This is a genomic window from Mesorhizobium sp. B2-1-1, from assembly GCF_006442975.2.
Classification (GTDB): Bacteria; Pseudomonadota; Alphaproteobacteria; order Rhizobiales; family Rhizobiaceae; genus Mesorhizobium.
This window is the reverse complement of the sequence record NZ_CP083954.1, coordinates 2173690-2197308: the sequence shown is the minus strand read 5'-3', so window position 1 is coordinate 2197308 and position 23619 is coordinate 2173690. Positions and strand designations below refer to the sequence as shown.

The 23619-nt window shown below is 63.6% G+C and carries 22 protein-coding genes; 11 read left to right on the top strand and 11 right to left on the bottom strand.

Going from position 1 to position 23619, the window contains the following annotated elements:
• Positions 1-29: 29 nt before the first annotated feature.
• From FJ972_RS10755 to FJ972_RS10740, 4 genes are all read right to left on the bottom strand, one after another.
• Entirely contained in the window at positions 30-1346 is a 1317-nt protein-coding gene (locus FJ972_RS10755) for an HlyD family type I secretion periplasmic adaptor subunit (protein WP_140524885.1), read from the bottom strand.
• Positions 1347-1349: 3 nt separating this feature from the next.
• A complete protein-coding gene (locus FJ972_RS10750; RefSeq protein ID WP_140524886.1) occupies positions 1350-3092 on the bottom strand; it encodes a type I secretion system permease/ATPase in 1743 nt (580 codons plus the stop codon).
• A gap of 45 nt (positions 3093-3137) precedes the next feature.
• Positions 3138-4562, bottom strand: a complete 1425-nt coding sequence (locus tag FJ972_RS10745; RefSeq protein ID WP_140524887.1) for a family 16 glycosylhydrolase — start codon at positions 4560-4562, stop codon at positions 3138-3140.
• A gap of 407 nt (positions 4563-4969) precedes the next feature.
• Positions 4970-5848, bottom strand: coding sequence for a DMT family transporter (locus FJ972_RS10740; protein WP_140524956.1), 879 nt, complete (start codon positions 5846-5848; stop codon positions 4970-4972).
• 294 nt (positions 5849-6142) lie between these two features.
• Between FJ972_RS10740 and FJ972_RS10735 the strand changes: the two genes are divergently transcribed.
• Together FJ972_RS10735 and FJ972_RS10730 are read left to right on the top strand one after the other, a co-directional pair.
• The gene (locus FJ972_RS10735; protein ID WP_246674162.1) at positions 6143-6535 is read left to right on the top strand and encodes a gamma-glutamylcyclotransferase family protein; all 393 of its coding nucleotides are present in this window, start codon (positions 6143-6145) and stop codon (positions 6533-6535) included.
• A 155-nt stretch (positions 6536-6690) separates the two neighbouring features.
• Positions 6691-7212 (top strand): hypothetical protein, encoded by a 522-nt coding sequence (locus tag FJ972_RS10730; RefSeq protein ID WP_181168554.1) that lies wholly within the window; start codon positions 6691-6693, stop codon positions 7210-7212.
• A 61-nt stretch (positions 7213-7273) separates the two neighbouring features.
• Here FJ972_RS10730 and FJ972_RS10725 read toward each other — a convergent pair whose 3' ends face one another.
• Positions 7274-8251, bottom strand: a complete 978-nt coding sequence (locus tag FJ972_RS10725) for a quinone oxidoreductase family protein (protein ID WP_140524888.1) — start codon at positions 8249-8251, stop codon at positions 7274-7276.
• A gap of 97 nt (positions 8252-8348) precedes the next feature.
• Between FJ972_RS10725 and FJ972_RS10720 the strand changes: the two genes are divergently transcribed.
• Complete coding sequence (locus tag FJ972_RS10720; protein ID WP_140495976.1) at positions 8349-8750, top strand: winged helix-turn-helix transcriptional regulator; 402 nt, start codon at positions 8349-8351, stop codon at positions 8748-8750.
• Between the two features lie 53 nt (positions 8751-8803).
• On the opposite strand, the gene FJ972_RS10715 is transcribed toward FJ972_RS10720, so the two are convergent.
• Positions 8804-9409, bottom strand: a complete 606-nt coding sequence (locus tag FJ972_RS10715) for an NADPH-dependent FMN reductase (RefSeq protein WP_140495977.1) — start codon at positions 9407-9409, stop codon at positions 8804-8806.
• A 104-nt stretch (positions 9410-9513) separates the two neighbouring features.
• Here FJ972_RS10715 and FJ972_RS10710 point away from each other — a divergent pair, with 104 nt between their 5' ends.
• Positions 9514-9882, top strand: coding sequence for a winged helix-turn-helix transcriptional regulator (locus FJ972_RS10710; RefSeq protein WP_181165214.1), 369 nt, complete (start codon positions 9514-9516; stop codon positions 9880-9882).
• A 94-nt stretch (positions 9883-9976) separates the two neighbouring features.
• On the opposite strand, the gene FJ972_RS10705 is transcribed toward FJ972_RS10710, so the two are convergent.
• Positions 9977-10372: an acyl-CoA thioesterase gene (locus FJ972_RS10705; protein ID WP_091579483.1), complete on the bottom strand. Its 396-nt coding sequence runs from the start codon at positions 10370-10372 to the stop codon at positions 9977-9979.
• Between the two features lie 128 nt (positions 10373-10500).
• Positions 10501-11442, bottom strand: a complete 942-nt coding sequence (locus FJ972_RS10700; RefSeq protein ID WP_140524889.1) for a phosphoribosylaminoimidazolesuccinocarboxamide synthase — start codon at positions 11440-11442, stop codon at positions 10501-10503.
• Between the two features lie 206 nt (positions 11443-11648).
• Between FJ972_RS10700 and FJ972_RS10695 the strand changes: the two genes are divergently transcribed.
• The 3 genes from FJ972_RS10695 to FJ972_RS10685 are packed head-to-tail and all read left to right on the top strand — an operon-like array spanning position 11649 to position 15390.
• The gene (locus FJ972_RS10695; protein ID WP_140524890.1) at positions 11649-13265 is read left to right on the top strand and encodes a GMC family oxidoreductase; all 1617 of its coding nucleotides are present in this window, start codon (positions 11649-11651) and stop codon (positions 13263-13265) included.
• A complete protein-coding gene (locus tag FJ972_RS10690; protein WP_140495981.1) occupies positions 13262-14476 on the top strand; it encodes a mandelate racemase/muconate lactonizing enzyme family protein in 1215 nt (404 codons plus the stop codon). The genes FJ972_RS10695 and FJ972_RS10690 overlap by 4 nt, the downstream gene beginning before the upstream one ends.
• Positions 14473-15390, top strand: a complete 918-nt coding sequence (locus FJ972_RS10685) for an NAD(P)-dependent oxidoreductase (RefSeq protein ID WP_140524891.1) — start codon at positions 14473-14475, stop codon at positions 15388-15390. The genes FJ972_RS10690 and FJ972_RS10685 overlap by 4 nt, the downstream gene beginning before the upstream one ends.
• Before the next feature lie 90 nt (positions 15391-15480).
• Here FJ972_RS10685 and FJ972_RS10680 read toward each other — a convergent pair whose 3' ends face one another.
• Positions 15481-16419 carry a diacylglycerol/lipid kinase family protein gene (locus tag FJ972_RS10680; protein WP_140524892.1) on the bottom strand — a complete coding sequence of 313 codons (939 nt, stop codon included), beginning with the start codon at positions 16417-16419 and terminating at the stop codon, positions 15481-15483.
• A 795-nt stretch (positions 16420-17214) separates the two neighbouring features.
• On the opposite strand from FJ972_RS10680, the gene FJ972_RS10675 reads away from it, so the two are divergent.
• The 3 genes from FJ972_RS10675 to FJ972_RS10665 all read left to right on the top strand — a co-directional run bounded on the left by FJ972_RS10675 (position 17215) and on the right by FJ972_RS10665 (position 19715).
• Positions 17215-18345, top strand: coding sequence for a hypothetical protein (locus FJ972_RS10675; RefSeq protein ID WP_140524893.1), 1131 nt, complete (start codon positions 17215-17217; stop codon positions 18343-18345).
• A gap of 208 nt (positions 18346-18553) precedes the next feature.
• Complete coding sequence (locus FJ972_RS10670) at positions 18554-19069, top strand: hypothetical protein (protein WP_140495985.1); 516 nt, start codon at positions 18554-18556, stop codon at positions 19067-19069.
• A gap of 151 nt (positions 19070-19220) precedes the next feature.
• A complete protein-coding gene (locus FJ972_RS10665) occupies positions 19221-19715 on the top strand; it encodes a YegJ family protein (protein WP_140495986.1) in 495 nt (164 codons plus the stop codon).
• A 16-nt stretch (positions 19716-19731) separates the two neighbouring features.
• Here the strand turns inward: FJ972_RS10665 and FJ972_RS10660 are convergent, their stop codons facing one another.
• Together FJ972_RS10660 and FJ972_RS10655 are read right to left on the bottom strand one after the other, a co-directional pair.
• Entirely contained in the window at positions 19732-20700 is a 969-nt protein-coding gene (locus tag FJ972_RS10660) for a DUF3137 domain-containing protein (protein ID WP_140524958.1), read from the bottom strand.
• A gap of 164 nt (positions 20701-20864) precedes the next feature.
• Positions 20865-21893, bottom strand: coding sequence for a CapA family protein (locus FJ972_RS10655; RefSeq protein WP_140524894.1), 1029 nt, complete (start codon positions 21891-21893; stop codon positions 20865-20867).
• 143 nt (positions 21894-22036) lie between these two features.
• Between FJ972_RS10655 and FJ972_RS10650 the strand changes: the two genes are divergently transcribed.
• Positions 22037-23290 (top strand): hypothetical protein, encoded by a 1254-nt coding sequence (locus FJ972_RS10650; RefSeq protein ID WP_140524895.1) that lies wholly within the window; start codon positions 22037-22039, stop codon positions 23288-23290.
• Positions 23291-23619 lie beyond the last annotated feature (329 nt).

Here is a 23619-nt window from a genome sequence, read left to right as displayed (position 1 = left end):
CCAAGCGGTCATTGGCCGTCCGTCCGCGCCTACTGCTCCCTGAAGGCGCGGGCGAACGAATCGAGCATCGGCCGCGCGAGATATTCCAGGAAAGTCCGGTCGCCAGTGCTGATGAACGCCTCGACCGGCGTCCCGGGATAGAGCTGTTCGGGCTTCACGCGGGATGGCAGGTCGTCGATCTTCAGCTTCGCCCGGAAATAGGGTTCACGCGTAGCCTCGTCGGTCAGCCGATCCGCGGAAATCTGTGTCACGGTGGCTGGAACCTCGGGCGTGAGCCGCGTGTTCAAGGCGGACAATCGCAGTTTCGCCGGCTGGCCGACGCGCACCTGATCGATGTCCTTCGGCCGCAGCTTCGCGTCGACGACCAATCCCGATGCCGTCGGCAGGATCTCCATGATCTTTTCGCCCGGGGCAACTACGCTGCCCTTGGAATTGTAGGTCGACGACACCACGATGCCCGCTGCCGGCGCCTTGATTGTCGTGCGCCGCAGCACCGCCGCGGCCGCCCTGATCTGTTCCTCGACGTCGGCCAGGTTGGAGCGAACCTCGTCCAACTTCGTCAGCGCCTCCTCCACCCGTTGCGTGGTCAAGCGCTCGGTCTGCTCCTGCGCCTCGACGATCTGGGTGCTGGCCGATGCAAGACTGGCCTCCAGCGCTCCCGCCTGGCCGACGAGGTCGGCTTCGCTGCGCAGAAGCTGGGAGTATTCGGTGCGGTTGGTCAGGCCTTTGTCCAAAAGGCTGGTCTTGATGCCGAGCTCCTTTTTCACCACGTCTACCTGCTGCTGGATGGCTTGTTTCTGGGCGTTCAATCCCACCACGGACTGGCGATGCATGGCGACCCGCTGCGCGAGGATGGATCGTTCCGACCGGAACCGGGCGAGCCTGGCGTCGAATTCCTTCTGCTGTTCGCGAACCAGCATTTCGAAATCGTGCTGAAGCGGCGCCGGCGCCGCTGTTGTGATCGGCGCCAGCCTGTCCAGCCCGTCCCGCTCCGCCTCTAGCCGCGCCGCACTTGCCCTGAGCGCGATCGACTGCCTCGTCAGCCGGTTGAGCTCGGCCTGCGCGGCGGTTGGATCCAGCACGATCAGATCCTGCGCCTGCCGCACGCGATCGCCTTCGTGGACCAGCAACTCTTGGACGATGCCGCCCTCGGGGTGCTGGATGAGGATGTTCCCGCCCATCGCCGAGATCGTGCCTTGCGTGATCACCGCACCGGACAAGGGGGCATAGGCCGCCCAATAACCGAAGCAACCTGCAAATATCGCTATCGCCGCATAGCCGGCCAATGCCACGCGCCCTGTGTCGGTGCGCGGGCTGCGTTCCCCGGCGAGGCTGTGCACTGCCATCATCTACGATCCAAAGCGGGTTTTTTGCGGGGCACTGCGGATCGTCGTGGCGAACGACCCCGTCACCACCGTATTCTGCTGGGGAGAATTGCCGGCGAGCGGCTGTCGCAGCAAATCGCCGCTCGGGCCGAAGGCTTCGATCACGCCGTCGCGCAGCAGCATCACGCGGTCGCAGGCCGCCGCGATCGAAGGGCGGTGCGTGATCACGATCAAGGTAGTCCCTGCCGCGCGCGCAGCCGAGAGCACCGCTTCGAGCGCCGCCTCGCCGGCGCCGTCGAGATGAGCGTTGGGCTCGTCCAGGACGAGAATTCTGGGGTTGCCGTACAGGGCGCGCGCCAGCCCGATCCTTTGGCGCTCGCCGCCCGACAGCGCCCTGTCAGAGAGACCGATCATCGTCTGGTAGCCGTCGCGCTGCGTCAAAATCAGTTCATGGGCCTGGGCACGCTTTGCCGCCTCGACGATCGAGGCGTCATCCGCGTCGGGGTCGAAGCGGCCGACGTTCTCCGCGATCGATCCCGGGAACAGTTCCACCTCCTGCGCGAGATAGCCGATATGCCTTCCAAGCTGCTTTTCGTCCCAGGTCCTGAGATCGGCACCGTCGATCCTGACCGAGCCGCTGACCGGTTGGAGCGCACCGACAAGCAATCTGGCGAGCGTCGATTTGCCGGCTCCGCTCGGGCCGACGATCGCCACCGCCTCGCAGGCCCCGATGTGGAAATTCAGCCTCTTGACGATGGGCGGACCGCCGGGCGTATTCGGCGCGACGTAGATCAGATCCTGCGCCGAAATCGCGCCTGACGGATCAGGCAAGGCCAGTTTTTGCACCGCGGACGGACGTGCCGAAAGGGTTGCCTCCAGCCGTTTCCACGATCGTCTGGCGTCGACGATCTGCCGCCACGAGCCGATCAGTTGGTCGAGCGGCTGCAGCGCGCGCGACGATACCAGGGAAGACGCGAAGATCATCCCGGCCGTCATCTTGCCTTGCAGGACCAGCCACGCACCCACGCCCAGTATCGCCAGCTGCAGCATCATCCGCACCGCCCGCGACGTTCCGCTGAAGATCGCATTAGCCGTCGACGCGCGGTCGTGAACGATCAGCGCTTCGGCGACGTGCTTTCCCCACGCCCGCGCGGCGTTCTGGACCATGCCCATGGCGCGCAGCGTCTCGGCGTCGCGGGCAAAGGCCTGCTCCGACTGGCTGGCGACCGCCGAACGTCGTGAAAACAAGGCGTCGTTCCTGCCGATGGCAAGCTGGGTTGCCAGGACTAGTGCAAGCAGCATCGCCACGCCAGCCAGGGTGAGCCAGAACAGCACGGGATGGATCAGGTAGAGCAGTCCGAGGAAGAACGGAGCAAACGGCAGGTCGAACAGGACCGCCACGCCGCGCGACCTGATGAAGGCGCATACCGAGGCGAGATCACGCAATGGCGACAGGCCTGCGGAGGCGTGGTCGGCGCCAAGCGTAGCGGCGAACGTCTCCGCCCCGAGCTTGCTGTCGATGCTGGCCGCGACGCGCTGCGTGTAAATGGAGCGCACCGCGTCCAGAAAGCCCAGAAAGACCAGCGCGAGAACCGCGATGACCGACAGGTAGACAAGCGTCTCGACATTGGAGGAAGGCAGGACCCGATCATACACCTGCAACAGATAGAGCGGGATCACCAGCAGCAGGACGTTGATCAGCAACGAGAAAACGCCGACATCGGCGATGGCGCGCCACAAGACCGCCCGCAGACCTGACTGTCCCATCGTTCCCGCGCTCCCTTGGCGGCTCATGTCCCGAGACATCGGCGCTCAGACCGAGTGGTCGCCCGCGACGTCCAGGGGGTGGTGCTGCAGGTCATCCAGCGTATAGGCGCGGATATAGTCGATCTTCATCTCCGCCGGCGTGGCGAGATGGTCGGGAGGCGCGCCGGCAAAACCGCCGATGGCGAGATCGGCCAGCATGTACATGGGCGTGTGCATGTCGGACGGCGTCGCGGCTTCGGCGACCTTTACGCCGTCATAGGTCCAGACGAGCGTATCCGGTGTCCACAGCAGGCCATAGGTATGGAAGCCGTCGGTGTCCGAAACATTCACCGAGGAAGAGACCTTGGTGTGCTGTCCCGTCTCGTTCGTGTGCGCCGTCATGATGAGCGTGTTCGGATCCTGCCCGCGCGCTTCCAGGACGTCCAGTTCCGGCGGCCACGAGCCGTCTTCCGGCAGCAGCCAGAAGGCCGGCCAGGCTCCGGCCGTTTCGGGCAGGTCCGCCCGCATTTCGAAATAGCCGTAGGTTTGCGAGAAGCTTTCGTGGGTCGTCAGGATGCCCGAGGTGTATTCGTAATTGTTGATCAGTGGCTTGATGTCTTCGGGCGCTTGCGCCGCGGTGATGGTGAGCACCCCGTTTTCCACGCTGAACGGGTGGACTGAGCTGGTCGGGCCGTAATTGGCGTCGATGTACCATTGCAGCTCCCCATTGCTGCTCAACGTGCTTCCGTTCGGCGCTCCCCACCAGAAGTTGGAATTCCAGGTGCCATCATGGCCGTTCCAAAGGCTGAGCGTGTTGAAGTCGTCGGAAAAGGACAGCGCCATTCCGGACTTGTCGATCGGCAGTTCGAACTGGCTGGGCGCCAGCTTGTCCACCGTCGTGTTGTTGAACACCAGCACCTCGTCGGATCCGAGGTTCAGCAGAAGGTTCGATCCTGCCTGGGTCATATGTGCCTTGACGTCGTCGAAAGACATGAAGTCGTAGCCATTGAGGCGGACCGTGTCGTCCGCGCCGAAATCGGTGATCAGGTCGCTTCCATTGCCCTTGGTGATGATGAAAGTGTCGGCGCCGCTGCCGCCGATCAGCACGTCGTTGCCCTGACCGCCATCCAGCGTCTGATGGCCCGAGCCACCCTTGATGATGTTGTCCAACGCATTTCCGAACGCATAGCGATTGTTGCCGGTGACGACGAGATTCTCGAAATTGTCGGGGAGCTTGTAGCTCATCCATGTGTCGATCGTGTCGATGCCAGCCCCGGGATCCTCCACCACCTTGTTGTTGGTGGAATAGAGGTGATAGTAGTCGTCGCCCGCGCCGCCATAGATGGTGACGTTGACGCTGGCGTCCCCCCAGAAGGAGTCGTTGCCGGAGGTGCCGTGCAATTCCGGCCCGGATCCGGTCGCCGAGAACCAATGGGTGGACGTGCCCGTGTAGGGGAGAGGGATGCCTTTGGCGTTCACGACGGTGCTCATCAGGAAATCCTTTCCTCGCGCCTGTTCAGGTCATTCGAAACGGCAACCGCTTACGGAGCAACGTTGCCATGCACGATGTCGTTCCAGGAGCTTGCCACACAGTTCAGCATTACATCGACTGTTGGGTGACATTTTTCGAAACGAAAGCACTAGAGGCCAAGAAATGGTCTATAAATCGTAATGAAGTCAGTAAAACTTTTAATAAAATTTTCGCTTATACCGAGAAAACGGCGATATACTTGCTGCCACGCCTGGCGTAGGTCACAAAAAAGCGATTCCGGCTTTCTGGCGGGCCGTAACATTGCCGCTCTGGAGCGATGGGCGAATTCGAGGGCTGGCGCATCGAGCGAGGGAACAGGCCTCGGGCCGGCGGCGCAGTGCCTGCTATTTGTCGCAGGGGAACACCGTCAAACCGCGGCTTCGATCGGTTCGGAAAGCTTCGGGTTCGAGCGCGAGGCGATCAGGCAACTGGCCACGATGAGGCCCGCTCCCGCCAGCGTGGTCCAGGTCACCGCCTCGTCGAAGAAGAACCACCCAAGCGCAATCGCCCAGATGAAGGCGGAGTATTCGGTCGGGATCAGATATTGCGCTTCGGCGCGCGCGTAGGCCCAGCTCATCAGGAATTGGCCGGCGAGCGAAAGCGCCGTCACCCCGGCGAGAGGAAGCCAGAACTCGCTTGGCAGCGCAATGGCAAGCCAGGGTGCGGCGAGACCGAGGATGACGGCAACGCAAAGGTTCTGGAACAGCATGATTTCGATCGGCTTGGCCAGCAACGCCTGTTGCCGCGCGAGGATCAGGTTGTAGGCGTAGAACACCGTCGATACCAGCACGGCGGCCGTGCCGAGCAGGGCATCCTCGGCATAGGTCGCATGCCCGAACTGTCCGGCTATTATGATTGCGACGCCGGCAATGCCGGCCAGCGATGCCCAGATCGCCTGCCGTTGTATCCGTTCGCCCAACAACAGCGCGGCCAGCAGGAGCGCAAACAGCGGCGCCACGAAACTGAGGCCGATCGCCTCCGCCAGCGGCAGCCTGGCAAGCCCCCAGAAGAACGACAGCAAGACAATGCCGACAACAACGGCACGCAGCGCATGCAGCCTCAACACGGAAAGGGCGGGAAATGAACGCGATCCTGCCGACCAGCCGGCGCCCGCGACCACGGTCGCCAGCATGCTGCGCCATAGCACCGTGTTGTAGACGCCCACGGCAATGACCAGAACCTTCATCGCCGCATCCATCCCCGACAGAAGGAAGATGCCGAGCGCGCACACCAGCACCGGGATCATGGGGGAAACGACGCCTGCCAGGCTGGATGACTTCACGGGGCTTTGCTCATGTGATGGATCGCGGCCGGATATATCAGGGCAGAACGGCCGAGCCAGATGGCAGTTCCGCCCATATGGAGGGCCAACCCGTATCGGTCCGGCATCGCGCGAAAGCAACCTTCACAGCTCCACGCCTCAGCCCGGATACGATGCTGAATCCGCTGTCTTGCTCACTTCCGCTGCCCGAACGCCGATGAAAACAGATGAACTTCCAAGCTTGGCCGGCGTTCCCCGCGCATGATGCGGAAACTCTTCGTGTTTGGTACCTTGAAGAAAGGCTTTCCCCTTCACGGCGAGGGTTTGTCCGAAGCCGCATTTCTGGGCGCCTACAGGACGCGAGAGCGCTTCCCGATGCTGATCGCTGGACCTCGCTTCGCTCCGATGATGTTCAATGAACCAGGCGTCGGCTTCCAGGTCGGCGGCGAACTCTACGCCGTGGACGATCGCGCCTTGGCAAACCTCGACAGGATCGAATCCGTTGGCAAGCCCGGAAATTTGCGCGTGCTGATCGAAGCAGAGCCTGTCGATGGCGGGCCGCCTGTCTCGGCGTACGTCTACATGAAATCCCGGCATCTCGCCGCGCCGATCCACTCCCGATATCTCAAAGACTACAATGATCGGCGCTTCGCGCTTTCATGGGGTGGCTAGAACAACTCCAGGAAACGTGCGTGGCGTTTCCCGCCTGGTTCGGCTTTTCTGCGACGCCAAGTGGTTTCACCTCGCCACTGATGCTCCGGCACGTTTTAGCGCCAAGGGATTTTGAGCTAAGGTGACGCATCACCGATGCGGCATAGAGCATTCTCATGACTGAACGTACCGGCGCCGGAGACAGCAACACGGCAGTCGCAAGCGATCCTGCCGACGACGATCCTCGCCTGGCATTTATCTATCAGGAGGCGGTGCGAGGCCTCAATCATCAGCAGAATCTCGTCGAGAACATGAACACGCGCGCGGGCAGCCTCATCTTCGCCACCGCGTTTGTAAACTCGTTGCTTGGCGCAAGGGCGCTTTCCGACGGGCTCGGGCTCTGGGATTGGATCGCAGTGGCCCTGCTGTTCGGCATCGGCGGACTGATCGTCTTCCTGCTTTGGCCCTATCACAAATACACGTTCCGCTTCGATCCGGAAGAGCTGCTCCATCAATATGTCGATGGCGACAGGCCGCTGAAGATATCGGCCATGCAGCGCGCGCTTGCCCTTCGCATCAAGGCCGACATGGCCAGCAACTGGCGCATCATCCAGCGGCTTCGGGTGGCATTGCAGATCGCGCTGGTTCTTTTGTTGTTCGATATCCTGGCCTGGCTTTTCGCCGTCGCCGGCGTTTGACACGCACGATTTTGGGCCGAAGGCTATTTCCATCCCCAGCGGATTGCGCGGCAGCCCGACGCTAGGGTATCAGCACGACCTTGCCGATCGAGCGGTGCTCTTCGAGCAGGCGATGCGCCTCGCCGGCTTGGTCGAGCGGAAAGCGCCCGCCAGTCGTGACGACAATGTCGCCGCTGGCAGCCAGATCGAAAAGCTCCGAAAGGCTCGCTCTCAGCACCCCAGGGGACAACAGCGGGAGCAGCGCGAAGCCCTTCAACGACTGATTCCTGCCGATCATCGCCTCAAGCCGGGCAACGCCAAGCGCATAGCGGCCAAGTGCTGCAAACACGAGCTCGCCACCGGGCGCCAGGATATCGAGGAAGTCCCCGGTCATCGCTCCGCCGACGGTGTCATAGATCGTATCGAGACCACCCTGCGCGGCGTCTCTGGTTTCGGCCTCCCAGTCTCCGGAATGACGATCGATGGCGATGTCGGCACCGTGCGACATGGCGACGTCGAGCTTGGCCTTGCCGCCGGCGAGCCCAATGACCCGGCGCGCGCCTTGGCGCTTCGCCAACTGGACGAGCAGCGAACCGACCCCGCCCGCGGCGGCGGGAACCAAAACCGTCCTGTTCGCCGGCGGACTTTGCCGCAACAGATGAAAGGCGGTCAGCCCCTGCACCATCAACGCCGTCGCCTCCTCGGACGAAAGCGGAGCCGGTAGGGGAAGGCCCAAGCCTGCGTCGATCGTCACATACTCGGCATAGCCGCCAAAGGGGCGTGTCGAGGCAAACAAGGGCGCCGCGATCCGGGTCCCGATCAGCGCACCGTCCACCCCTTGCCCGACGGCCTCGACGACGCCCGCCGCCTCGACGCCGGGAACCATCGGCAATTGCGGCGTCACCGCATAACCATCCGCGCGCATCAGCACCTCGAAAAAGTTGATGCCGGCGGCATGAACGCGGATCAGCACCTCGCCGGCCTGCGGCTCCGGCGTCGGCAGGTCGACAGTCTCCAGCACCTCGGGGCCGCCGAAACGGCTGAATTGTGCGGCTTTCATGGCAAACTCCGATCGCTATGGCATCGGCCGCGGTTTGCCACTATCTGCGAGACCTCGACTACACACTCATTTGTCCCCTGCTGACCAGGTGGTGACCATGGCGGGAATAACCAAGAGACTGCCGATGCTGCCGGCGGAGCGCGCCCTGAAAGTGATCGCAGGGCGCTGGAAGGCGGTCATCCTCTACCATCTCTTCGACGGCCCAAGGCGGCTGACCGCACTCAAGGCGCTGATGCCGGGCATCACCCAGAAAGTGCTGATCCAGCAGCTCCGCGAAATGGAGGAGCACGGTCTCGTCAGCCGCGAAATCTTCGCCGAAGTTCCGTCGCGCGTCGAATATTCCGCCACGCCGCTCGGCCTCAGCCTCGAGCCCATCCTGCTGGCGCTGTGCCAATGGGGCCAGCACCACGCCGACGAACTGAACGAAAAGCATCGCCTTGCCGACTGCGTCATCCGGCCACGACCAGGGCGGGACGAGCAAGCAGCCTTTCGCAATTGAAAAGGGCGGCGCAAGCGCCGCCCCACATCCTTGGGAGGATGATTTCGAGGCGGTCAGGCCGCCTTGATTTCCTCGTCTATGGCGTCGGCCTGGCGCGCGGTCTTGAGCGCCTTGGCCCACCAAGCGACGTCGTTGACGAGCGCGGTCGCGGCCTGGTTCAGGTGCTCGATCTCCTCGAGCTTCTTCTCGCCCTGGCGCACCGCGAGGAAATCGCCCCAGGCGATATGGACGGCCGACTTGACCGGCGCCATCTGCAATTCGACCGCGTGGAGGCGCAGCTGCTCGACAGCGCGGGCACCGCCGACGCTGCCATAGCCGACGAAGCCGGCCGGCTTCTTGTTCCATTCATTGGCGGCGTAGTCGATGGCGTTCTTCAGCACGGCCGTCGGGCCGTGATTGTACTCGGCGGCGGTGAAGATGAAGCCGTCATATTCGGCGACCTTCTTCTGCCAGCGCTGCGCCACCTCGTTGGTCGATGGCACCCAGGCGGAGGATGCGACCTCGTCGAAGAAGGGCATCGGGAAATCGCGCAGGTCAACGACATCGACCTCGATATCGGCATGCGATTTGGCGATCTTGGCGATCCATTGGGTGGGCACGTCGGCGAAGCGCGCGGCGCGTGTCGAACCGACGATGATGGCGATCTTGGGTTTGGACATAGGGGCTCTCCTGGTAAGCAATTCCTGGGCAGGTAAGGCTGGTATCGTTTGGATACCGGGGCTATATGAGTTCCTGTCAACTTCATGCGCAAGGAGGCACCTTTTTGTTACTGAGGAACCCGCACAACACCGAAGACTGCCGTGCCGTTTCGGAAATCCTGCAGCGCGTCGGCGACAAGTGGACCGTGCTCGTCGTCGGCAAGCTCGGCGACGGACCGCTGCGCTTCAATGAGCTGCGCGCGGCTGTCGGCGGCATCTCGCAGAAGATGCTGACCACCACCTTGCGAGGGCTGGAACGCGACGGTTTCGTCACCCGCACCGTGTTCCCGACCATTCCGCCGCGCGTCGACTACGAGCTGACCGAACTCGGCCATGAACTGCTGGTCCCCGTCAGCGCGCTCGGCGAATGGGCGCGCAGGAACACCACGCGCGTGCGGGCCGCGCGTGCGAAATTCGATGGCCTGCATGGCTGAAATTCTACAGTCGTTCAGCAATCATTGACTGATTGTCTTCGTGTCCGCACCGCCGCCGCAGGGCTGAAAGACAGTTTCACAGCGGTCCCAGGCTTTAGCTTTCGGCCGGAACGGCCTTCGGCTTGCCCTCGCCGTCCAGCGCCACCATGACGAAATCGGCGTGCGTGACCTTTTCCATCAGGTCGGAGAGATAGCGCTGCGCCCAGGCCTCGACCTTGAGCGTCATCGAGGTGCGGCCGACGCGCTCGACATGGGTGTAGATGCACAGCGTATCGCCGATCTTCATCGGCTTGGCGAAGGACATCTCCTTGACCGCCGCCGTCACCACGCGGCCCTTGGCGCGCTCGGCGGCGCGGATGCCGCAGGCCAGGTCCATCTGCGCCATCACCCAGCCGCCGAAAATGTCGCCGGCGGCATTGGCGTCCGAAGGCATGGCCAGCGTGCGCAGCGTCAGATCGCCGATCGGCCGCCCGTCCGCGTAATGCACCATGCGAGTTATCCCCAGAGATTGACTGCCCTGATCCCGTATCGTCAAGGCGCCAACGCGTCAACGCGAGACGATCGCGATCCACGGCTCGGACCTTCATTTCGAGTCCCCCCGCAAGGGCTCGCGGCCTTCTAGAAATAGCGCTCGAGGTTCGCTCGAATGCGATCGAGAACAGTATGCCCGGAAACGTCAGGGACGAACGTCTTGCCGGTGATGGCCTCGTAAGCCTGCGCATAGACTTTGGAGGCCTGTTCGACGATCTCATCCGGGATTTCCGGAATAGGCTCCCTGTAGGGATCGCAGCGCGCCGTCACCCACGATCGGATGAAATCCTTGTCGAAACTTTCCGGCCGAGTGCCGTTCGCCAGGGCCTGTTCGTAACTCCCGGCGATCCAGTACCGGCTGCTGTCGGGCGTGTGGATTTCGTCGGCCAGGATGATCGTCCTGTTTTGGTCGATGCCGAATTCGTATTTCGTGTCGGCGAGGATCAGGCCGCGTTCGGCGGCACGCGCCTGGCCGCGGGCGAACAGGTTCAAGGCGTAATCCGAGACGGTGTCCCACTGCGCCTGGGTGAGCAGGCCCTGTTCGATGATCTCGGTCCTGGACAGCGGCTCGTCATGGCCGCCATGCGCGGCCTTGCTGGTCGGCGTGATGATCGGTCCGGCCAGCTTCTCATTGTCGCGCAGGCCGTCCGGCAGCCGCATGCCATACATGTCCCGTTCGCCGCGACGATAGCGGGTCAGGATCGAGGTGCTGGTGGTGCCCGCCAGATAGCCGCGCACGACGATCTCGACCGGCAGGATGTCGAGCCTGGTGCCGACGACGACATTCGGGTCGGGATATTCGAGAACATGGTTCGGGCAGATATCGGCGGTTTCCTCGAACCAGTACCGCGCCGTCTGCGTCAGGACCTCGCCCTTGAACGGGATCGAGGTCAGGATGGTGTCGAAGGCGCTGAGGCGGTCTGTGGCGATGATGATGCGCCTCCCGTCCGGGAGATCGTAATTCTCGCGGACCTTGCCCTTGTAGTGACCCGGCAGTTCGGGAATGAAAGCATCCGACAGGACACGCATGGGATCTCCTGCCTTGCGCAGATTGGCCGATGTCCTCGCATAAGCTGTCGACCCCATGCGTATCAAGCGGGATTGTTAAGGGTTCCCCGCAACTGGATCCGGCATCGCGGTCGCTTTTTTCACAACGCATGCCGGAAGGCCCAGCGACGCGGCAAGCCCGCCCCGTCTAGGCTGCGGCCAGATTTCCGGAGCCGGCCATACCCATCATGCAGACCTACGACTTCATCATCGTCGGCTCCGGCTCGGCCGGTTCGGTGCTCGCCGATAAATTGTCGGCCTCGGGCCGCTTTTCGGTGCTTGTGCTCGAAGCCGGCGGCAGCGACCGCCGCTTCTACGTGCAGATGCCGCTCGGCTACGGCAAGACCTTCTTCGATCCCACGGTCAACTGGAACTACAAGACCGAGCCGGATCCCGGTCTTGGCGGCAATGTCGACCACTGGCCGCGCGGCAAGTTGCTTGGCGGGTCCAGCTCGATCAACGCCATGGTGTGGATCCGCGGCGCGCGCGAGGATTTCGACGACTGGCGCGACGCGGGCAATCCCGGCTGGGGCTATGACGACCTGCTGCCGGCCTTCAAGGCGCTGGAGGACAATGAAGCCGGGGCCGATAGATGGCGTGGCAGAGGTGGCCCGCTGCACATCAGCGATACGTCTGATGCCGTCCACCCGCTGACGAAGCGCTACCTCGCCGCCGGCCAGCAGGCCGGACTGCCGTTCAACTCCGATTTCAATGGCGCTGCCCAGGAAGGCGTCGGCGTCTACCAGATCTCGACCCGCAACGGCCGCCGCATGTCGGCCGCGCGCGCCTTCCTGCGCCCGGCGATGAAGCGCGCAAACGTCCGTGTCGAGACCAACGCGCTGGCAAGCCGCATCCTTTTCGAAGGCAAGCGTGCGGTCGGCATCGAATATCTGCAGAAGGGCCAGACGAAGACGGCCCGCGCCGGCCGCGAAATCACCCTGTCCGCCGGCTCGATCAACTCGCCGCAGCTTTTGCAGCTCTCCGGCATTGGCCCGGCGGCGCTGCTCAACGGGTTTGGCATCCCGGTCATTCACGCCAACGAGAATGTCGGCGCCAATCTGCAGGACCATGTCGGCATCAACTACACCTTCAAGGGCAGGCTGCCGACGCTGAACCAGATACTGCGTCCCTGGTGGGGCAAGCTCATGGTCGGCATGCAGTACATTCTCACCCGCTCCGGCCCGCTGTCGCTGTCGATGAACCATGGCGGCGGCTTCTTCCGCACCGACCCCGCCTTTTCGCGCCCCAACATGCAGCTCTACTTCCAGGCGTTTTCGACGGTGATCCCGAAGAGCGGCGAGCGCCCGATTTTGACTCCCGACCCCTGGCCGGGCTTCTCGATCGGCTTGTCCAACTGCCGCCCGTCGAGCCGCGGCGAGATCATGATCCGCTCCAGCAATCCGTTGGACCATCCCAAGATCGTCGCCAACGCCTATTCGACCAATGCCGATGTCGAGGAGATGCTGGCGGCGGTGAAATTCGTGCGCAAGATCGCCTCGATGCCGGCCATGGCCGAGATCATCGCGGAGGAGGTTTTGCCAGGCCCATCAATCACTTCGGACGCCGACCTGATCACGGATTTCAGGAAACGCTCCGGCACCGTCTATCATCCGGTTTCGACCTGCCGCATGGGACCCGATCCCGCGCGCGCCGTGGTCGATCCGCGGCTCAAGGTACATGGGCTGGAAGGCTTGCGCGTGATCGACGCCTCGATCTTTCCCGACAACATCACCGGCAACACCAACGCCGCCTCGATCCTGACCGGATGGAAAGGCGCCGAACTGGTTCTGGAGGACCAAGAATGAAGATCACCGACGTCAAGACCTGGGTTGTCGGCAATCCGCCGCCCGGCATCGGCGGCAAGTATTTCATCTTCGTCAAGCTTACCACCGATGGCGGTGTGGTGGGTTACGGCGAGGCCTACAACGCCACCTTCTCCGCCCATGTCACGGCCAGGATGGTCGAGGACATGGCCGAGCGCTATCTCGTCGGCCGCGATCCGCACGACATCGAGAATTTCTTTCGCCGCGCCTATTCCTCCGGCTTCACGCAGCGGCCAGACGTGTCCGGCATGGGCTGCTTCTCGGCGCTGGAAATGGCCTGCTGGGACATTATTGGCAAGGAAGCGGACAAACCCGTCTACAAGCTGCTCGGGGGCCAGGTGCACGAGACGCTGCGCTCCTACACTTACCTCTATCCGCATACCGGCAGCGTCCATTCCGAGGACGCCCCGGACGGCAGGAATGTCTACAACGACCCCGAAATGGCGGCGGCCTGCGCGCTCGAATATGTCGAGCAGGGCTTCAATGCCGTCAAGCTCGACCCGGCCGGTCCCTACACCGCCTTTGACGGCCACCAGCCGCGCCTGCTCGACATCGACGTCTCGACCCGCATGATCAAGGCGATCCGCGAGGCGGTCGGCACGCGTGCCGACATATTGTTCGGCACGCACGGCCAGTTCACCGCCTCCGGCGCCCTGCGCCTTGCCCGTGCCATCGAGCCCTATGACCCCTTGTGGTTCGAGGAGCCGGTGCCGCCCGATATGCCCGAAGTCATGGCGCAGGTCGCCCGCGCGACTTCCATCCCGATCGCCACCGGCGAACGGCTGACGACCAAGTTCGAATTCGCCCGCGTCATCGAGAACCGCGCCGCGACCATATTGCAGCCGGACCTCGGCCGCTCCGGCGGCATTCTCGAAACCAAGAAGATCGCCGCCATGGCCGAGGCCTACCACATCCAGATCGCACCGCATTGCTATTGCGGCCCGATCGTCGGCGCCGCCAACATCCAGCTGGCGGTGACGCTGCCCAACTTCCTGATCCTGGAATCGCTGAAGCAGTGGGACGGTTTCCACGCCACGTTGCTCAAGAAGAAGATCGAGTGGCAGGACGGCAACGTCATCCCGTCGAAGGAACCTGGGCTCGGCGTCGAACTCAACGAAGACGTCTGCGACGCTCACCCCTACACCGGCAAGGACCTGCATTTGCAGATGATGCAAACGCCGCTGATGCCGTGAGCGAACGCTACGCCTTCATCGGCCTTGGCCATCTCGGCGGCAAACTTGCCGCCAGCCTGGTGCGCAACGGTTTTGCCGTCACCGTCTTCGACCGGGAGCCCACCGCCGTCCAGCGCCTCGTGGCGCTCGGCGCTATTGCTGCCGGCAGCCCCGCCGAGGCGGCTGAGCGGGCGGGCAATGCCATAACTTGCCTGCCGTCACCGAGGGTCAGTGAGGCGGTTCTCGCGGGGCCTGTTGGACTGCTCAACGGCCTCCCCGCCGGCGGCACCTGGATTGAGATGTCGACCAATGGCCGCGACGAGATCGTGCGCCTCGCGGGCCTTGCCTCGGCCAGGGGAATCGAGACCTTGGAATGCCCGGTCACCGGTGGCGTGCATCTGGCGGCGGCCGGGAAAATCACCGCGCTGGTCGGTGGCGATGCCGATCTTTACGGGCGTCATCGCCCTGCCATCGATGCGATGTGCGCGAAGTCGTTCCTGATGGGCCCGATCGGCTCGGCGGCGGTGATCAAGGTCATCACCAACATGCTGGCCTTCATCCATCTCGTCGCCGCCGGTGAGGCGCTGATGCTGGCCAGGCAAGGCGGGCTCGACCTCGCCCAAGCCTATCACGCCATCGTCGCCTCCTCCGGCAACAGCTTCGTCCACGAAACCGAAAGCCAACTCATCCTGAACGGCTCCTACGACATCGGCTTCACCATGGACCTGGCGCTGAAGGACCTCGGCTTCGCGCTCGGCCTGAGTCGGGATTTCGGTGTGCCGGTGGAACTGGCATCGCGCGTCAATGCGATTTTCGAGCAGGGCAAGGCGGCTTACGGCGGCGGCGCCTGGTCGACCCAGATCGTCAAATTGCTCGAGGACGCTGTCGGCGCCGACCTGCGCGCGCCCGGTTTTCCGTCCAAACTGGAAATCTGAATCCGGGAAACTTGAAGCGGTTTCAAAAGGTTGAGCGCTCATCTGGAATCAGGACCGGAGCGACCTGAATCAAAGCCGCAACGTCTTGATTCAATATCTGAGCGTCAGAGCGCCGGGCAGGATCTCGAAGGTCGCTGGTATGCGCCCGGGCGACTCGCCGTCGATGTCGACCAGCGCGCCGTTCTTTTCCACGTCGCCGAGCGGTTCGACAACCACTTTCTTGCCGCGCAGGATGGTGATGGCCGGATGGTTGCGATGCCTGCCGCCATAGAGCAGGCGGATATCCCAGATCAGCTTCAGCTTGCTGGCCGCGCGCAGGATGACGATGTCGAATTGGCCGTCGGTCAGTTCGGCGTCCGGCGCGATCATCATGCCGCCGCCGAAGAATTTGCCATTGGCCACCGCGACCAGCGCCATGCGCGCCTCGACCGGCGCGCCGTCATCGACTGAAATCGTTACATCCTGGAACCGGTAGCGGGCGAATTCGACCACGGTGCGACACAGGAACAACGTCTTGGCCGCAACCTTGCCCTTGCGCTTGTCGGCGTTGACGGCGCGATCGGTAGCGCCCGAGAGCCCCAGGCTCGCAATGTTGACGAAGTGCCGGCTGGCCAGCGCGCCATGGTCGTCGATATAGCAGATGCGCCCTGCATCGACCGCCCTGCCCTTGGCCCCGGCGATCCGCTTCAGCGTCGCGTCCACCTCCTTCGGCAGGCCGAGCCCGCGCGCGAAATCGATACCCGTGCCGCACGGCAGCAGGCCGAGTTCGGGCGCGCGGCCGTTTTCCTTGGACGCCTGCAACAGGCCGTCGGCCACTTCGCTGGCCGTGCCGTCGCCACCGGCCGCGATCACCAGGTCGAACCCGTTTGCCGCGAGGTCGAGCGCCAGCCTTTCGGCATCGCCTTCGGCCTGCGTTTCGCGCAGTTCGAAATCGCCGAAGTGATTTTTCAACGAAGCGGCGACCTCGGACCAGTGCCGTTTCAGCCAGCCGCCGCCGGCAATCGGATTGAGCACCACCCCGACCTTCAATGCGCATCCCTCCCCGCAAGGCGCCAGGCACGCACTGCCCGATCCTTTGCCGGCATTGAAGCCCGCGCCCGTCGGCTGAGCAATAGGCGCTCTCGGTTCGGGTCCCGAAAAAGCAGGGCAGGCTGTCTAAGGCCTTGGAGGGCGAAATTCCGAGACTTCTGGCAATGGTCCCCGATAATCCCGCTATCCACAGGCCCGCGGGCATTCCCCAACATCCTTGGCCGGCGTAAGTTTAACCCATCTCAGGCGGCTACCAATCGCCCAGCCGAAAGGCGAAAGTGAAAGGCGGATTTCCTGAGGCCCGTACGGCCCGAAGCGAGAGCAGGCTCGCCTGCTTCGAGGGACGGAAGCCGAGACCTACGGGGCCGCGGAAAGCGTGCCAACGCCGACGGCGGACCGATGCTGCCATGAAGGACGGCAAAAACCTTCGATGGCCGCAGGGCAAAGCCCGCAAGGGTGGAGACCGGCGTGGTCTGGAACGGGCGCGGCCTTCGGGCGGCGACTGGCAGGACCGTCAAAATCAAGGCCGGCTTGGTGCGACGACTTTACGGAAGTTGCTGCCGTGACCGTGTCCTGGTCTGACAGGGAGGCGCTGGGAGAAATCCCGGCGCCGACTGTCTTTTTCCCTCCCGCTCAAGCGCCTTCCCGGCGAAGTTGCGGGCGCCGCTTCACCGCGCGCCAAAATCGGTTAGTATCGCCCTGTCAGAGTCCGTTTGCGTTTGCAGGCGGGTTCGCTGAAGGGGGTACTTCATGACATTGATCCAGAAGCTTGCCGCCGCCCTGGCCTGACCGGCCATGGTCCTGTTTCGCTTCATGAAGCGTATCATCAGGACGATCCTCTGGCTGATCGTCATCATTGTCCTGATCCCGATCGCCGGGCTGGCCTACGGTTTCCTGACGACGCCGTCGCTGGACAAGACACCGTTGCCGGGTATCGCCGAAGGTGCACCGCCGCCGGCGCTCGCCGCCAGGGTGCGCGCCGAAATCCCCCGCTACCAGCGACCTGAGGAATCGACCTTCCTCACCTACCCGGAATGGGCCATCGTCTATGCCGCGCGCGAATATGCCGGCTTCGTCGCCAAGGACCAGCCGAGCGGCTTTCCCTATTTCGCCTATGTCGGCCGCTTCTGGCAGGACTACGCCATGGTGATCCGCGCCAGCTCCGCCTACAAGTTCAACTACGCCAACCACCAGATGCCGGTCGTCATCGGCACCAGCCACACGATCGAGCATGCCGTGCAATGGGCTTATGAAAACACGGTCGGCCGCATCACCGAGGCGATTGCGGGCAGGCGCACGGCGACTGACATCTACCAGGGCAAGGTGGCGGCCGAATACGCCGCCTTCCTCGACCAGGGGCCGTGGTACCAGTTTCCCTATGCCGAGAAGCGCGCCGGGCTTTTCGCGGTCCAGCCGGCGCCGGGCGACAGCGCCGTGCGCTCCAGCGAACGAAAGCTTGCCTTCGGCCTCGCCGACACGATCAAGCAGTTCTATGCCAGCCTGATCAGGCAGGCACTCGCGGCAACGTCCGATCCGGCCTTGCTCGACATCCACGTCTGGGCCAAGGGACCGGTCGGCGAAGCGACGCGCAACGAAGCCGACACCTTGCTCGAACGCGACTACGGCCCCGACGGCACCGTTTTCGTCACCAAGCGCTACCAGATGTTCACCGACATGATTCCGCGCCTGATCGACAAGGGCGTCTCATTCGTCGAGATCGGCGGCAACGACGAGATCATGATCACCGTGCTCTCCACGGATTCGATCGCCGTCCCCGAAGGCATGCGCATCCTGTTCAGCTATCCGCTGCCGGCCGATCCATCGACACGCCGCACCGGCATGGTCGTAGCCGTACCCAGGCTGCATCTGGTATTGCCGGCGCTGATCAAGTCAGGCGCCAGGCTGGAGCACGTCTACGACTACTGAGGCCTTTCGGCCACGCTGCGCGGAGAACGGCCGTGTCGAGCGCCACGCCACGCTCATTTCACAATCGCGGCCAAATCCCGCCTTGTTCGCGCGCGATGGACTGTCGCATGTCGCCCAAAGCGTGCCCGCGGGCTCCGCTCAGGGACCGGTTTGGACAGCGACATGCACCTGAATGGGCTGCCGAGGGGCACATCGAGGGGACGAGACCGTGATCAAGACCGCCCTTGTCGCCATGACCATCGTCGGCTGCGACTGCGACGCCAAGCTTTGCGAATATATCGGCGAGACGCCGGCCAAGTGGTCGACCATCGCCGAGTGCGAAGCGGCGATGAAGAGCCAGATGCTGCACGAGCGCAATTTCAACTATCCGCTCGTCTCTGGCATCTGCCGCGCGAAAGGTTCCGCGTCCTCCTCGCAACTGGCCGCGACCGCTTCGCGCCCGGAGCTGAGGCCCGCCAGCCGCGCCGTTGAACCGACGCTGCCGCCCGAGCTGAGCCACAGGCCGACGGTCCCGGTCGGCTCGCCGACGACGGCGATGGAAGCGGCCGCCGCGCGGCCGGTCGCCTATGAACAGGTGGTCGATGGCGGCACCGGCGTGCTCTATCGTACGAAAAACGGCTATGCCGTCGTCAAGACCGATCTTGGCCGCGCTGTATCGGCGACCGCCGACATGGCCAAGCGGTCAGCCAACTGGCTGGCTGGCCTGGTGCCGAGCAAGCTGTAGGGACGAAACTTTCTTCACCGGCGTCACCATCCCGGTCTGTCATCAACGGTCGCCGCCACCTTGGACCTGAAGAGACAAGACTCGCGCAAAGGTTGCAAACCGGATGGGGATGCAGCATTGTGTCGACCGCAACGATGAAGGGGGGCCTTCCATGAAACCAGCGGTTCGAACTGCGGCAGCCTTGATGCTGGCGCTTGCTCCGGGATCGGTCGGCGCGCAAGGCGTGGATCCGGGTGACGACAAGGGGATCATCTTCGCTCCGGGCGATCCCGACATGGCGGCGGCGACCGCGCAGGCGCTCGCCGGCCTCGATGAATTCCTGGCACTGTCCGAAATGCCTCCCTCCGGCACAGGTAGGTTCAAGTTGAAGGTCAAGGTGCGGGATGGGCATGTCACCGAGCACTTCTGGGTCATACCGTTCCGCCGTGCCGGGACAGGGTTTGTCGGCATATTGGCCAATGAGCCGGAGGCAGTGCACAACGTCGTGCTCGGCCAGAACATAGAATTCACCAGGGACGACATTTCCGACTGGGGATATACGCGGGACGGCCATCAGGTCGGCAGCTTCACGATCTGCGTGATGTTCAAGCGAATGTCGAAAGAAGAGGCGGACAACATGCGCGAAAAGTACGGCTTCGATTGCTGACGGGAACGCCGGCTGATCAAGCCGCTTCGTCCCTGGCGCCGATCTTGCGCACCAGCGCTGCCGTCGCCAGCATCGCGCCCATATCCGATATCATCGGCGCGACATGGGTCTGGTAGTCCAGTGGCACCGAAATGGCGGGCAATTCGAAGAAATTCTTCGCCTGCGGCAGGAGCAGAAAACCGTCGCTGCCGTTGAGGGCCACGCGCGCCGGTTCCTCCGGCCAGGTTTCGCCCAGCCATTTCAGCGCTTGCGCCAACCGGCCGCTCACCAATGGCTGCGCCGCCTCGGCATTGTCGGTGCGGAACTCATAGGCGGCATCGAGTTCCGGCACGCCGGATGACAGTTCCTGCATCTTGCTGGCGAACATGCCACGGAAGAAGCCGACGACGGCATTGGTCCGCCGCGTCGCCACCAATATTCCCGGAAACGGTTCGATGGCTTCGAAGGCGACGATCACGCCTTTGAAGGCCGTCGATGAGCCCTTGCCTGTCCCTTCCCGCAGTTCCGCTTCGTAGAGCTCGAACGAAAACTCTTCGTAGCGGCCGGAAACGACATCGTCGAACGACTCCCGGTTGAACGGCCCGACCGCCTCGCGCGGCAGCCGGTCGAAGGAATTTGGCCGCCCGCCATGCGCGTAGCGCACGTCGCGGATGAAGCCGAAGATGATGGGCAGCAGTGTTTTGCGAAATGATTGCTGCAGCCGCGTCGCCGGCTTCATCGCCTGGAAATAAAGCAGGATCGAAGCTGCGAAACCGACGACATAGAGGAACACATGCGGCGTCGAGAACCATTGCTCGTTGGGATCGGCGACCTTGTTGAACAGCCAGGCGATCAGCACCACCGTCGCCAGCACCAAACCGACGAACAGCGGCACCCGCCAGCGTACCTGCCGCACCACGGAGGCCCGCGCCGCTTCATAAGCCTCGATGTTTTTCCGGATGCCGGCAACCACGGCGTCGCCGGGCATGAAATCCGCTGTTTCCACCGCCACCCCCGCTTGCCTGGACCGGTTCATGATAGCCGGTTTTGTCTGAAGTATCGACTGTGGCGCCTCTTCAACAGATGCTTGCGCCGCCCCTTCATTCGCCAATCATCAGCGCTTGGAAAAGCGCCGACATGGCGATTTTGGCCAATGTCCACCACCTGTAGTTACGGAAAGACAGCGCTCAACCGCCTTTGCACCTTGTCACGCATGCGGCCCTCCAATCCTTCCACCGGCGCCAGCCGCTCATGATCCCCGGCGCGCAGCCGCACAAAGGGATGCATCCGGTAGGAAATGACTGACCCCCGCGTTCCCGCATCGGCGCTGACGTCGGCGACAAGAATCCCGCCAATGCGTCCCGGCCAAGGCTGGCGGATAAGGGCGGTTCCGAGGAAATCGCCAAGTCCATAGGCGACAATCGTATCGCCGATCCGCTCCACCGGCTGCACGACATGGGCGTGGTGGCCGGCGATCAGCCCGACGCCCTGCCCTGCCAGGCGCCTCGCCAGTCTCCGCGTTTCGGCGCGCGGAAAGTGGCGGAACTCCCAATCCCAATGCGGCACGGCGCAGAGGAGATCGAACCCGTCACCTCGCAGGTGGGCAATATCGCCGGCCATCGAAACGCGGCCGGCGAACAGGTCCTCGCCCGCATTGCGCCACAGCGTGAAGGCGGCGAACCCGACAGTCAGCGGCCCGACTTCGACAGGCTGCACCGGGCTGTTGCCGGCGAGGCCAATAGTGCCGATACCGAGCCGCTTCAGCGCCGCCACGGTCTCATCGAAACCGGCGACGCCCTGGTCGAGCACATGGTTGTTGGCCAGCGACAGCACCAGTCTTTCACGCGAGATGCCGACTGCCGCCAACGCGTCGCCGAGAAAGCGCTCGCTCATCGCGTGATGGGTGCCGAGCCTGGTGCCGAGCACGGCGCTTGGCTTGTCCACGATCGGGCTTTCGCAATTGCCGATCACCAGGTCGGCCGCGCCAAGCAGCGTTTTGATCACCGGATCACAGTCGGGCGCGCTGCGGTTGGCCACCGCCGAAATGTCGCCGACGAAGGCGAGCCGCACCGTCCGTTTCGGCGCCCGATCCACCATCGTTCCGGCCACGGGCGCGAAGCCTTGCACACCACCGGACAGCGACGGTTTCAGGAATCGCGGCAGCCACGACAGTTTGTAGGAGAGCGGATAGTTCGACACGCGATGTCCAATCGTTTGCCCTGTGTAGACCGTCTGCCGGGCGCGTTGAAGCCAGCCAATGGCAATCATGCATCAGCGCCCGGCAGACGCGGCATTGCAAATGCGTGTATGATTGCCGGCACGACGCGCATGGGAGGGGGAAAATGACACCACTGGCAAGTCTGCTGGCATTGGCACTTGCTCTGGTTCTGCCGATGTCTTCGGCGCAGGCCGCCATGCCCGAAACCGCGGCCGCTCTGTTCGAGGCCAAAACCGTGGTCGCGCGCGACACGGCGCTCTCGACGCTGGAGGCAGCCGCATCCACCGACCCGGCATCCGCCTATGCCGCCGGCGCCGGCGAATTCTTCACCGCGCTGGAATTGCTGGCCAGCGGCCTGCACCGCCACGGCTTCGAGAGCCCGCGATCCTTCATGCTGCCGCTGATGCGGCTGCCTGTGCCGGAAAACCCGAACCCCGAACCGCTGACCTACGAACAGTTCCGCGCCATATTGGTCGCCTTCCGCAACCGGCTCGAGAAATCCGCAGCCACGCTGGGCTCGGTGCCTGCCGATGCCGATATCGGCATTGTCATTGACCTCACCCAAGTCGGCATCGACCTTAACGAGGACGGCACGATCGCGCCGGACGAAAGCATTGCCGCCATAATGGCCTCGCTGTCGCGCGGCGTGGCGCCCGACGATGCCGCGCCTGCGCTCACCTTCCGCTTCGACCGCGCCGACGGTTATTGGCTGCAGGGCTATGCCGAGTTCCTGATGGCGCAGGCCGATTTCTGGCTGGCGCATGATTTCAGGAGCACGTTCGACGGTTCCTTCCACATGCTCTTCCCGCGCGCAAAACTGCCGTTGCAGGACATCCTCGTTCCGCCGGCTGGCGACATGGGCAGCAGCATCTTCTCCTCGGAATGGCGCATCGCCGATTTCATCTCGCTGGTGCATCTTGTCAACTGGCCGGTGGTCGAGCCCGAGCGGCGGCAGGCGGCGCGCCGTCACCTGCTGGAGATGATCCGGCTGTCGCGCGAGGACTGGAAGGCGATCTGCGCCGAGACCGACAATGACCGCGAATGGCTGCCGGGACCGCAACAGAAGGGCGAAAACCCGCTCACCGGCCTCGAAGTCGGAGAGCAGCAGGTCGCGGCCTGGCTCGCCACCTTGACCATGGCCGAGGACCTGCTCCAAGGCCGCGTGCTGCTGCCGCATTTCCGCATCACCGGCAAGGGCATTAATATGAAGCGCTTCTTCGACGAGCCGAAACCGTTCGACCTGGTGCTGTCGATCACCGGCCCGGCCATCGCGCCGTATCTCGAAAGCGGCACAATCCTGACCAGCGACGATTTCGACCAGATCCAGAGCGAATTCGGCGGCGGTGGTTTCCTGACGTTTGCGCTGTGGTTCAATTGACGGCCTAACAGGGCTGCGTTCCTGGGCGGTCGGCGCCAGCCCCCCACCCGGACCTGCGCTCCGACCTCCCCACAAGGGGGAGGTAGAAGCTCCATTGCAAACCCTAGAAAATCGCGCCCTGGTACAGCACCGCTTCCGCCTCCTCCGGCGCGAACCGCCGTGCCAACACGGTGGCCGATCAATGGCCGCCGCGAAACCGCGGTACGGGCCGGTTATCTGCGGCGGGCGGGTAGCAGTTTTGGGGCGACGCGCTGGGCCTTCTCGGGAGTACGGAATGACACGCGCCACCGTCGCGGCCCCGCTGAAACGGCCATTCGCTTCAATTAGCG

Excerpts from the sequence above, each read along its gene's own strand:
- FJ972_RS10690 (WP_140495981.1), top strand. The coding sequence starts at position 13,262 with ATGAAGATCACCGACGTCAAGACCTGGGTTGTCGGCAATCCGCCGCCC.
- FJ972_RS10740 (WP_140524956.1), bottom strand. The coding sequence starts at position 5,848 with ATGATCCCGGTGCTGGTGTGCGCGCTCGGCATCTTCCTTCTGTCGGGG.
- FJ972_RS10745 (WP_140524887.1), bottom strand. The coding sequence starts at position 4,562 with ATGAGCACCGTCGTGAACGCCAAAGGCATCCCTCTCCCCTACACGGGC.
- FJ972_RS10715 (WP_140495977.1), bottom strand. The coding sequence starts at position 9,409 with ATGTCCAAACCCAAGATCGCCATCATCGTCGGTTCGACACGCGCCGCG.
- FJ972_RS10650 (WP_140524895.1), top strand. The coding sequence starts at position 22,037 with ATGACACCACTGGCAAGTCTGCTGGCATTGGCACTTGCTCTGGTTCTG.
- FJ972_RS10695 (WP_140524890.1), top strand. The coding sequence starts at position 11,649 with ATGCAGACCTACGACTTCATCATCGTCGGCTCCGGCTCGGCCGGTTCG.
- FJ972_RS10675 (WP_140524893.1), top strand. The coding sequence starts at position 17,215 with ATGGTCCTGTTTCGCTTCATGAAGCGTATCATCAGGACGATCCTCTGG.
- FJ972_RS10705 (WP_091579483.1), bottom strand. The coding sequence starts at position 10,372 with ATGGTGCATTACGCGGACGGGCGGCCGATCGGCGATCTGACGCTGCGC.
- FJ972_RS10665 (WP_140495986.1), top strand. The coding sequence starts at position 19,221 with ATGAAACCAGCGGTTCGAACTGCGGCAGCCTTGATGCTGGCGCTTGCT.
- FJ972_RS10750 (WP_140524886.1), bottom strand. The coding sequence starts at position 3,092 with ATGGGACAGTCAGGTCTGCGGGCGGTCTTGTGGCGCGCCATCGCCGAT.
- FJ972_RS10700 (WP_140524889.1), bottom strand. The coding sequence starts at position 11,442 with ATGCGTGTCCTGTCGGATGCTTTCATTCCCGAACTGCCGGGTCACTAC.
- FJ972_RS10755 (WP_140524885.1), bottom strand. The coding sequence starts at position 1,346 with ATGGCAGTGCACAGCCTCGCCGGGGAACGCAGCCCGCGCACCGACACA.
- FJ972_RS10725 (WP_140524888.1), bottom strand. The coding sequence starts at position 8,251 with ATGAAAGCCGCACAATTCAGCCGTTTCGGCGGCCCCGAGGTGCTGGAG.
- FJ972_RS10730 (WP_181168554.1), top strand. The coding sequence starts at position 6,691 with ATGACTGAACGTACCGGCGCCGGAGACAGCAACACGGCAGTCGCAAGC.
- FJ972_RS10720 (WP_140495976.1), top strand. The coding sequence starts at position 8,349 with ATGGCGGGAATAACCAAGAGACTGCCGATGCTGCCGGCGGAGCGCGCC.